The organism is Solidesulfovibrio sp. DCME (assembly GCF_049995385.1).
In the GTDB taxonomy this organism is placed as follows: domain Bacteria; phylum Desulfobacterota; class Desulfovibrionia; order Desulfovibrionales; family Desulfovibrionaceae; genus Solidesulfovibrio.
In genome coordinates this window covers 5028452-5037500 of record NZ_CP188261.1, presented here as the reverse complement: position 1 = coordinate 5037500, position 9049 = coordinate 5028452, and the positions used below count along the sequence as shown (strand labels likewise).

Here is a 9049-nt window from a genome sequence, read left to right as displayed (position 1 = left end):
TCGCAGGTGGTGGCGATCTTCGGCACCACCTGTTCCGGGGACGCGGCCGCCGCCGCCCAGGTCATGACCGAAGCCGGGCTGTCCATGATCTCCGGCAACAACAGCGCGCCGTATCTCACCGCCATCGGCGGCGAGCGCGCGCCCAAGTGGCAGCCCGGCTACTTTCGCACCGCCCCCAACGAGGAACACTCGGGGCCGGCGGCGGCCCGGTATGCCTACGTGTCCCTGAACGTGCGCAAGGCCGCCCTCATCCATGACGGCGACATCTACACCCGGGGCCTGGCCGAGGGCTTTCGCCGGGAATTCGAGCGCCTCGGCGGTACGGTCGTGCTGTTTACGGCCGTGGACAAGGGCGATGCCGACATGCGCCCAGTCCTCGAGGCCGTGGCCGCGGCCAAGGCCGACCTGCTTTTTTTTCCCCTGTTCCAGCCCGAGGGCAACAAGGTCCTTCTGGCTGCCCGGGGGATGCTGCCCCTGGCCGGCGTGCGCCTGATGAGCGACGGCTCGCTCATCGAGCAGAGCTTTATCGACGCCGTGGGGGAGTCGGCCCGGGGCATGTACTTCGTCGGCCCCACCCCGCCCACGCCCAATGCCGCCCTGGCCGCACTGACCGAAAACTACTTGGCCAAGTACGGCGAAATGCCGCCAACGACCTATTTCGCCAATGCCTACGACGCGGCCGGTATCCTCTTTGCGGCCATCACCCGAGCGGCCAAGGCCGACGGCCAGGGCAATACGGTCATCGGGCGCCAGGCCCTGCGCGACGCCCTGGCCGCCACCCGCGACTACCCGGGCGTGACCGAACGCCTGACCTGCGACCGCTTCGGCGACTGCGCCAAGCCGCGTTTCAATGTACTGCGCCTCGACGAACCCCGGGCCGGGGTCAATGGGTTGCTGGCCAATGTCGTCTCCACCTACGCCCCGGAAGACGACCATGCCCGCTAGGTTGGCCGGCTTTTGGGCCCGATGCGGCATCGGCGCCAAACTCTGGCTGGTCTTTGGCATGCTGTTCACCATTTTCGGCCTGGCCGGAGGCGCGTCCTACATCGGCCTGACCGTGGTGCGCCAGGCCGAGGACGACATCCAGGCCAACATGGAGATTCGCGCGAGGATATTGGAGATGGAAGGCCTCATGGAGGCCTCCCGGCGGCTGTACCGGGACTTCGTGCTCCATCTGCCGGAAGTGGATTTCGCCGTGGCCCGCGAGCGCTACTGCCAGCCCTCCCTGGCCCTGGCCGCCCGGCTGATCGCCGTGTGCGAGGAGCTCAAGCGGCAGGTGGACAGCCTCCCCCCGACCGCTGCCATCGCCGCCCGCCGGGTGGACATCCGGCTCTTCGCCGCCACGGCCAAGCGCTATTCCCAGACCCTGGTCAGCGAGACGGAATTGCTGACCACGGTCTACAATCCCGATTCCGGGATCCGCACGGTCATGGGCAAGACGTTGGCCGAACTGGGCGATACGGTGCGGGAAGCCTCCAACGAAGCCTTGCTCGTGCGGGAAATCGACATTCTGGAAAAGCGCTACGAGATCACCAGGCAGCGGCCCTCCATGCAGCAGGCCCTCAACAAGGCCCGATTGCTGCGACACCGGCTGGACAACGATCCCGACCTGACGGCGGACAGGCGGGAACGGGCCGTGACGCTCCTCGACGATTTCGGCCGGCTGGCCGACCGCCTCCTGGAAATCACGGCCGCCCTTCAGGCCAATGCCAATGACTTCAGCCTGCAAGCCAAGTCCGTGGACCCCATTGCCGGCGAACTCAAGGTCCTGTCCACCTCCCAGGTGGCCGCGGCCAAGCAGCGTATCCAGTGGGCCAGCCGCCTGGGCGGGACCATCCTGATCGCGGCGGCCCTGCTCGGCATGGTCTGCCTGCTTGTGGCCGAACGGGTCCTGCAGGCCACCATCACCGGAAAGATCGTGTCCATGACCGGCCATGCCGCGGCCCTGCGGGCCGGCCATCTCGACGAAATGCTGCCCGAGGACGGACGCGACGAGCTCGGGGAACTGTCCAGGACGTTCAATGCCATGACCCTGCGCCTGCGGGAGCTGGTGGGCACGCTGGAGGAAAAGGTGCGCCAGCGGACTCGGGAACTGGCCGAAAAAAACCGCGAGCTCGACCTGAAAAACCGGGAGCTGGCCACCCTGTCCCTGACCGATCGCCTGACGGGCCTGTGCAACCGGCGAAAGCTCGATCAGGCCCTCGGTGCAGAGTTGCGCCGAGCCCGGCGCTACGGTTCTGCCTTTGCCCTGGTCATGGTCGATCTGGACCATTTCAAGGACATCAACGACGCCTTCGGCCATGCCGTGGGCGACGCGGTGCTCGTGCGCGCGGCCGACATCCTCATGGCCGCGACCCGGGAAACCGACCTCGTTGGCCGGTGGGGCGGAGAGGAGTTCCTCATCGTCTGCCCGGAAACCAATGTGGACGAGGCCTGGCACATGGCCGAGCACCTGCGCCGCGAATTCGAGGAAACGGTCATTCCCGGCGTCGGCCGGGTCACGGCCAGTTTCGGGTTGGCGGCCTATACCACCGAAGAAAAGGCGGCAGACCTGGTGGCCCGGGCCGATGCCGCCCTGTATCGGGCCAAGGAGGGCGGCCGCAACCGGGTCGCCGGCGACGGCACCATTTGACGGCGCCTCCCGCCGTAGGCTACCGCATCCGGCCATGGGTACCTGCGTCAGCTTGCGAAACGTGTCCAAAGCCTTCGGCGTGCGCCGCCTCTTCGACGACATTTCCCTGGCCGTGGCCGACCAGGAGCGCATTGGGCTCGTCGGGCCCAACGGCTCGGGGAAATCCACCCTGCTCAAGATCCTGGCCGGCCTGGAAGCCTCGGATGCCGGCGAGCGTACCACGCGCCAGGGCGCGCGGCTGGCCTACGTGGCCCAGCAGGACGCCTTCGCCCTGGGCCTGACCGTCGGGGCGGTGGTGGAAGCGGCGGCCGAGGCCGCCTTTGGCCGCCCGGCCGACGATCCCCAGCAGCGCACCCGGGTGTCCGTGACCCTGGGCCGGCTGGGTTTCGAGGAGCCGGGGACCGCGGTGGAGGCCCTGTCCGGGGGCTGGCGCAAGCGGCTGTCCATCGCCCGGGCACTGGTGACCGAACCCGATGCCCTGCTCCTGGACGAGCCCACCAACCACCTGGACTTGAGCACCATCCTGTGGCTGGAGCGCTTTTTGGGCGCCGCGTCTTTCGCCTTCGTGGTGGTCAGCCACGACCGCTTTTTCCTGGAAAATGTCTGCCGGCGCACCATCGAGCTGTCCACTGCCTATCCGCGCGGCTTTCTGAGCGTCGACGGCCCGTACAGCGCGCTCCTCGAGGCCCGGGAAGCCTTTCTCGAAAGCCAGGGCGCCCTGGAACGCAGCCTGGCCAACAAGGCCCGGCGCGAGGTCGAATGGCTGCGCCGCGGCCCGAAAGCCCGGGCCACCAAGGCCAAGGCTCGCATCGAGGCCGCCGGGGAGCTTTTCCAGGAGTTGGCCGCCACCCGGGCGCGCAATCGCGAAACCCTGCGCGCGGGCATCGATTTTTCCGCCTCCGGCCGCCAGACCAAGCGGCTGGCCGTGGCCGAGAACCTGGCCAAGGCCTACGCGGGCAAAACGCTTTTCGAAAACCTCGACATCGTGCTGTCGCCGGGCCGGCGCCTGGGGCTGACCGGCCCCAACGGCTCGGGAAAATCGACGCTGCTGCGCGTTTTGGCCGGGGAGCAGCGGCCGGACGTCGGCAAGGTGTCCTTTGCCCCGGGCCTGGAAGTGGTGGTTTTCGACCAGAAGCGCGAACAGCTCGATAAAAACCAGCTCCTGCGCCACGCCTTCGCCCCGGACGCCGACAGCGTCCTGTACCGGGGCCAGCCCGTGCATGTGGTCACCTGGGCCAGGCGGTTCGCCCTGCGCCCGGAACAGCTTGATTTGCCGGTGGGGCTGCTCTCCGGCGGCGAGCAGGCCCGGGTGCTCATCGCCCGGCTCATGCTGCGCCCGGCCGACGTGCTCCTCCTCGACGAGCCCACCAACGACCTGGACATCCCCACCCTGGAGATGCTGGAGGAAAGCCTGCTGGAATTTCCCGGCGCGGTGGTGCTTATTACCCACGACCGGTCGCTGCTCGACCGGGTCTCCACGCTGCTGCTCGGGCTCGACGGGGCCGGCGGCTGCGAGGTCTACGCCGACTACGCCCAGTGGGAGGCCGAGTTCGAGGCCCGGCGCAAGGAACAGGCCAAGGCGGCCAAGGTGGAGAAAACGCCGCGCGACAAGCCCCGGCCCCAGATCCCTTCCAAAAAGCTCTCGTTTAAGGAGCAACGCGAATACGACGGCATGGAGCAGGCCATTGCCACGGCCGAAACGGCCCTGGACGCGGCCAGGCAGGCCCTGGAGGACCCCAGCGTAGCCAGTGACGGCGCCGCATTGTCGCGCCGGCTGGAAACCTTTCAGGCCGCCGAGGCGGCCGTGGAAGCCCTGTACGCCCGCTGGGCCGCGCTCGAGGACAAGCTGGCCTAGTGGGCGCCGATTGTCGCCAGGCAGGGCAAGCCCGGGCTCAGGTGCCGGTGCGCTCCCTGTCCCGGGGCGGCTGGGGGAGGCTGCGGCGGCGCAGGGCGGGCAGGGCGACCAGGCGCAACCGTTTGGCCGCCTCGGTCGCGCCCAGGGCTTCCCGCAAGGCCAGGGCCAGGCCGCAGGCCACCAGCACGAACTGCGCCGCCACCGTCCAGCCGGCGTCGACGGGAATGAGGGCATGGTGGGCGGCGACGATGCGGGCCGCCTCGGCCAGGTTGTCCGTGGCCGTTTCCTGGACGAGCAAGGTGCCGTAGGTGCCGGCCATGGCCCCCCCGTTGAAAAGCAGGCCCAGCAGCAGCAAGGCCTGGGCCCCGGCCAGACCTCCCCAGAGGGCCGGCCCCAGCAGGAGCCCGGTAAAAAGCACCGGCAAGGCCAGCATGCCGTACCAGGGGCCGGTGGTGGGAAAACCCCAGGCCAGGGTGGAGTGCAGGGCGTGGAACAGCATGGCCGCGACGCAGCCAAGCCACAGCAGCGGCAGCTCCGGGGCCTGGCGCGTCAGCTCCAGGAGCCGCCGCCGGGACTCGCCGCGCCACAGCGCCGCCCCAAGGGCCAGGCCGCAGCCGGCGAGCGCCGTCTTGAAGCCGAGGTTCTGCCAATCCGGAGACTGCAGATTCGACCAGCCGCCGAGAAAGACCGTGGCGTTGTAGAAAAGCGGATTGCGCACAAGCCCGTAGCCCAGGTCCTTGGCCGCGCCGAGCAGGGCCAGGAGCCCAAATCCCCGCCGCGCCGTGTAGATGGCTTCCTGCATGCCCGTGAGCTGCCCGAAGCGCACGAGGTAATGGGCATGGTAGGCCCCGGCCACCACGGCATAGCCGGCCAGGAAGGCGCACGGCCCGGCCAGGGCGGCCAGGCGCTGCCGCCGGGACAGACCCGGGGTGAGCGCGGGCAGGCTCAGCACCACGACAAAAACCGGCACCAAAGGCAACACCGTGGCCTTGGCCAGGACCGCCAGGCCCGTCAGGGCGCCAAGGACCGCCGCCCGCCCGCCTCCAGCCAGCCCCGCCGCCCCGCGCGGCTTGACCCAGCCCACATAGACGGCCAGGGCGGCGCTGCCGCAAAAAAGCGCCAGGCCGTCGTTGGCGAAGCGGGCGAAGTTGAAGGTCAGGTAGGAAAAGCTGGCCAAAAGAAACACGACGCCGTCCGGCAGCCAGGAAAGGCTCCCCTCGGGCCGGAACACCCGGCCGAGGATGCATCGCCACAACAACAGGGTGCCCAGGCCGAAAGCCACGTTGCACAGGCGCCCGGCGTCGGCGAAGGCGAGCAGCTTGGCCGGGTCCGGGCCGGGGCATAAAAGGGCCATGAGGTGGTAGAAGAGCGGGCCGTGCTGGGCCTGGTAGAGGAACAGGTCGAAGCGTTTTTGCGGTTCCGCGCCGCAGGCGGCCGCGCCACCCGGATAGGGCTTGGCGTCGATGCCCCGCAGCATGCACAGCGAGGCCGTGGGGTGGGGGTGGGCGGTGATGAAGGGGATAAGCTCGCGCGGCATGGGCGTGCGGGCCGTGGGCATGTGGCCGGTCTTGTGGACGTAGTAGGCCACGGCGATGTGGGGCAGTTCGTCCCAGCCGTTAAACGGCATCTGCAGGCCGGCCACGGATACGCCCCGCACGGCGGCCAGGGCCAGGGTCAGGGCCAGGAGCAGGCGCGAGGCGTGCGCCCCCGTTGCGGCCCGGCGGTTGCGTGCCATGGGGAGGGCGGAAGGAGGCTGTTGCACGTGGTCACCCCGGTGGACGCGTCCGGCGGCCGCGGTTCGGATGGCGGGAATCCGGGCGTTGCCCGGGCCGTCTGGGCACAACGTCGATGGCGGCCACGGGTCGGTTACACGCACGGCGAGCGGTGGCCGTCAAGGGGGAATTCGCCGTGTGACCGGACCGTGTCGGCCGCTTGGGGGAAACGGGCCGGAGGCGTGGGCCGCAATGCGGGCAGGTTTCGCGGAGGTGGCGAATGTTGCGCGCCGGGGACGGCCGCCCGTCACGCAAATGCCGCAAAGCCTTCATGGTCCTGCGGCCGGGCCGGCGGTAGCTGAGGCCGACCTTCCGCTTCCAGGAAGGTTGCAATCCGACCGTTTCCGAGAAGTACCATGACGCTCAAGCTCAAACTGATTCTGTTCTGTCTGGCCATCAGCATCCTGCCCCTGGCCGTCACCGCCGTCGTCAGCGTGCGCCAGGCCTCGGGGGTCCTCGGCGAGCAGGCCTTCGGCGGGCTGTCCGCCGCCCGGGACAGCCGCAAGGAGGCCCTGGAGGCCGCTGCCGCCACCTGGCTTCGCGAAGCGGCCATCATGGCCTCGGTCAAGGAAGTCTACAACGCCGTGGGCATGACCCGCGATTATTTCATGGGCACCAAGCCCGGCCAGAAGGCGGCCGTGGACACGGCGGAATACAAGGACCTGCACGAGTACGTGGGGCCGGCCTTCGCGCCGTTCACCAAGGTGCTGGGCTTTGGCGACGCCCTGCTCGTGGCCGACGACGGCCGGGTGCTTTTCGGCGCGGCCCAGGGCAAGGAAGTCGGCGAGGACGTCAAGGAAGGGGCGCTCAAAAATTCCAGCCTGGCCGCCGCCTGGCGCGCGGCCATGAAGGGCGAGACGGTCTTTGCCGACTTCGCGCCCTATCCGCCCCTGGGCGGCGAGGAAGTCGCCTTCGTGGCCGCGCCGGTGAAAAACCACACCGGTACCATGATCGAGGCGGCGGCCATCCTGCGCGTGCCCAAGGCGGAGCTTGCCCGCATCATGGGCCAGGGCGAGGGCACGGGCGGGGCGCGGGACTTTTTTCTTGTGGGCACCAATTCCGGTGTGCGAGTGGCTTCCGCCGCCGGGACCGAGGCTCCGGCCGTGCCGACCGGCCAGGCTGTTTCCCGCGCCCTCGGCGGCGAGACCGGCAACCTGATCGACGCCGGCGCCCAGGGCGGCGAGGCGCTGGTGGCCTTTACGCCGGTCAGGTTCGGCACGGTCCCGTTTGCCCTTATTGCCCGCACCCCGGCCGAGGAGGCCTATGCCGCGGCTTCCGGCCTGCGCCGGGTGTCGCTTTTGGTGGCCTGTGTCACGGTGGCCTTGGTGCTGGTGGCTGTCACCGTCTTTTTGCGCCGGGAAATCCTCAACCCTCTGGCCGGCATCCTCGGTTATCTGGCCGCCGTGACGGGCGGCAATTTCGCGGCCGCGCCGCCCCGGCGCCTGCGGGGCGAGATGGAATCCCTGCGTTCGGGGCTGCTCATGATGGTGGCCGAGATCAAAAACAAGCTGGGTTTCTCGTCGAGCATCCTCAAGGCCGTCACCTTGCCCTGCCTGGTGGCCGACACCGAGGGCCGGGTCACCTTCGTCAACCCGCCGCTGTTGGCGCTTCTGGGCCTTGGCAACGACTACAAGGCCCTGCTCGGCCAGCCGGCGGGCCGGGTTTTCGGGGCCAATACCGCCATCGCCGGCCAATTGACGGGCTGTTTGCACGATCACACCTGCCGGCTGGGCGAGGAATTCCTGCTCGATGACGGTTCGGGGGCCGGGCGGCACGTACGCGTGGACACGGCGCCGCTGTACGACCTGGACGAGGGGCTCATCGGCGCCTTCGCCCTGGTGGTGGATTTGACCGACGTCCGGTCCAAGGAAGCGCTGATTGTCACCCGAAACGAGATGTTGCGCCGGGTGGCCGGCGAGGCCGAGTCCATCGCCCGGCATGTGGCCGGCAATGCCGAGGAGCTCTCCAGCCGCGTGTCGGCCGTGTCCGACGGGGCCATGGCCCAAACGGCCCAGTTGCAGGAGACCGCCGCCGCTTTCGAGAGCCTCAATGAAGCCCTCGATGCCGTGGCCAGCGGCGCCGAGGGGGCGGCGGCCGGCGCCGAAGCGGCCATGGCCGAGGCCAAGGCCGGGCGCGAGGCCGTGGAGCGCACGGCCAAGGCCATCGGCCAGGTCAGCCACATTTCCGGCGAGCTGCGCCAGAGCATGGACGCCCTGGGCAGCCGGGCCACGTCCATCGGCGGCATCATCGCCGTCATCTCCGACATCGCCGACCAGACGAACCTGCTGGCCTTAAACGCCGCCATCGAGGCGGCCCGGGCCGGCGAGGCCGGGCGGGGTTTCGCGGTCGTGGCCGACGAGGTCCGCAAACTGGCCGAAAAGACCATGACCGCCACCCGGGAGGTGTCTTCCTCGGTGCATGCCGTCCTCTCGGCCGTGGACGACAGCGCCGGCAAGGCGGTCGCGGCCACCCAGGCCGTGGACGAGGCCAACGGGCTGGTGTCGCGCTCCGGGGATTCCCTGGTGGCCATTGTCTCGCGCTGCGAGGAGGCGGCCCTGGCCGTGCGGGAGATCGCCGCCTCGGCCAAGGCGCAGGCCAGCGCCCACGACGAGATCAACCGGGCCGTCTCGGCCATCGGCGAGGTGGCCGAGGAAACGGCCATCGGCATGGACCAGGCCGCCGGCTCGGTCTCGGACCTGGCCGGTCAGGCCGGGGATCTGATGCGTCTGATCGAAGACATGCGGGAGTGATGGGCATACCCCTTCGGGTGGCCCGTCCCCGCGCTTGCCG

General features: G+C 69.4%; 5 protein-coding genes (1 of these 5 only partly in view). 4 read left to right on the top strand and 1 reads right to left on the bottom strand.

Annotated features, from left to right (window positions below):
• The 3 genes in view from ACP59X_RS22250 to ACP59X_RS22240 are tightly spaced (at most 34 nt apart) and all read left to right on the top strand, a layout consistent with a single transcriptional unit that may run on beyond the window.
• Window positions 1-945, top strand: the 3' portion of a protein-coding gene (locus tag ACP59X_RS22250) for a branched-chain amino acid ABC transporter substrate-binding protein (protein WP_428562770.1). Its footprint begins 333 nt before the window's first position; 945 of the gene's 1278 nt are visible here — the last part of the coding sequence; its start codon lies beyond the left edge, outside the window; the stop codon is at window positions 943-945.
• Window positions 935-2632: a GGDEF domain-containing protein gene (locus ACP59X_RS22245; protein WP_428562768.1), complete on the top strand. Its 1698-nt coding sequence runs from the start codon at window positions 935-937 to the stop codon at window positions 2630-2632. Before ACP59X_RS22250 ends, ACP59X_RS22245 begins: the two co-directional genes overlap by 11 nt.
• Window positions 2633-2666: 34 nt before the next feature.
• Window positions 2667-4487 carry an ABC-F family ATP-binding cassette domain-containing protein gene (locus ACP59X_RS22240; RefSeq protein ID WP_428562766.1) on the top strand — a complete coding sequence of 607 codons (1821 nt, stop codon included), beginning with the start codon at window positions 2667-2669 and terminating at the stop codon, window positions 4485-4487.
• Between the two features lie 37 nt (window positions 4488-4524).
• Here the strand turns inward: ACP59X_RS22240 and ACP59X_RS22235 are convergent, their stop codons facing one another.
• Complete coding sequence (locus ACP59X_RS22235) at window positions 4525-6222, bottom strand: hypothetical protein (RefSeq protein WP_428562764.1); 1698 nt, start codon at window positions 6220-6222, stop codon at window positions 4525-4527.
• A gap of 393 nt (window positions 6223-6615) precedes the next feature.
• Here ACP59X_RS22235 and ACP59X_RS22230 point away from each other — a divergent pair, with 393 nt between their 5' ends.
• Window positions 6616-9009, top strand: a complete 2394-nt coding sequence (locus ACP59X_RS22230; RefSeq protein ID WP_428562762.1) for a methyl-accepting chemotaxis protein — start codon at window positions 6616-6618, stop codon at window positions 9007-9009.
• The last annotated feature ends 40 nt before the right edge of the window (window positions 9010-9049 follow it).

What these genes read in the sequence shown, in the direction of transcription:
- ACP59X_RS22245 (WP_428562768.1), top strand. Translation starts at nt 935, where the DNA reads ATGCCCGCTAGGTTGGCCGGCTTTTGGGCCCGATGCGGCATCGGCGCC.
- ACP59X_RS22240 (WP_428562766.1), top strand. Translation starts at nt 2,667, where the DNA reads ATGGGTACCTGCGTCAGCTTGCGAAACGTGTCCAAAGCCTTCGGCGTG.
- ACP59X_RS22235 (WP_428562764.1), bottom strand. Translation starts at nt 6,222, where the DNA reads ATGGCACGCAACCGCCGGGCCGCAACGGGGGCGCACGCCTCGCGCCTG.
- ACP59X_RS22230 (WP_428562762.1), top strand. Translation starts at nt 6,616, where the DNA reads ATGACGCTCAAGCTCAAACTGATTCTGTTCTGTCTGGCCATCAGCATC.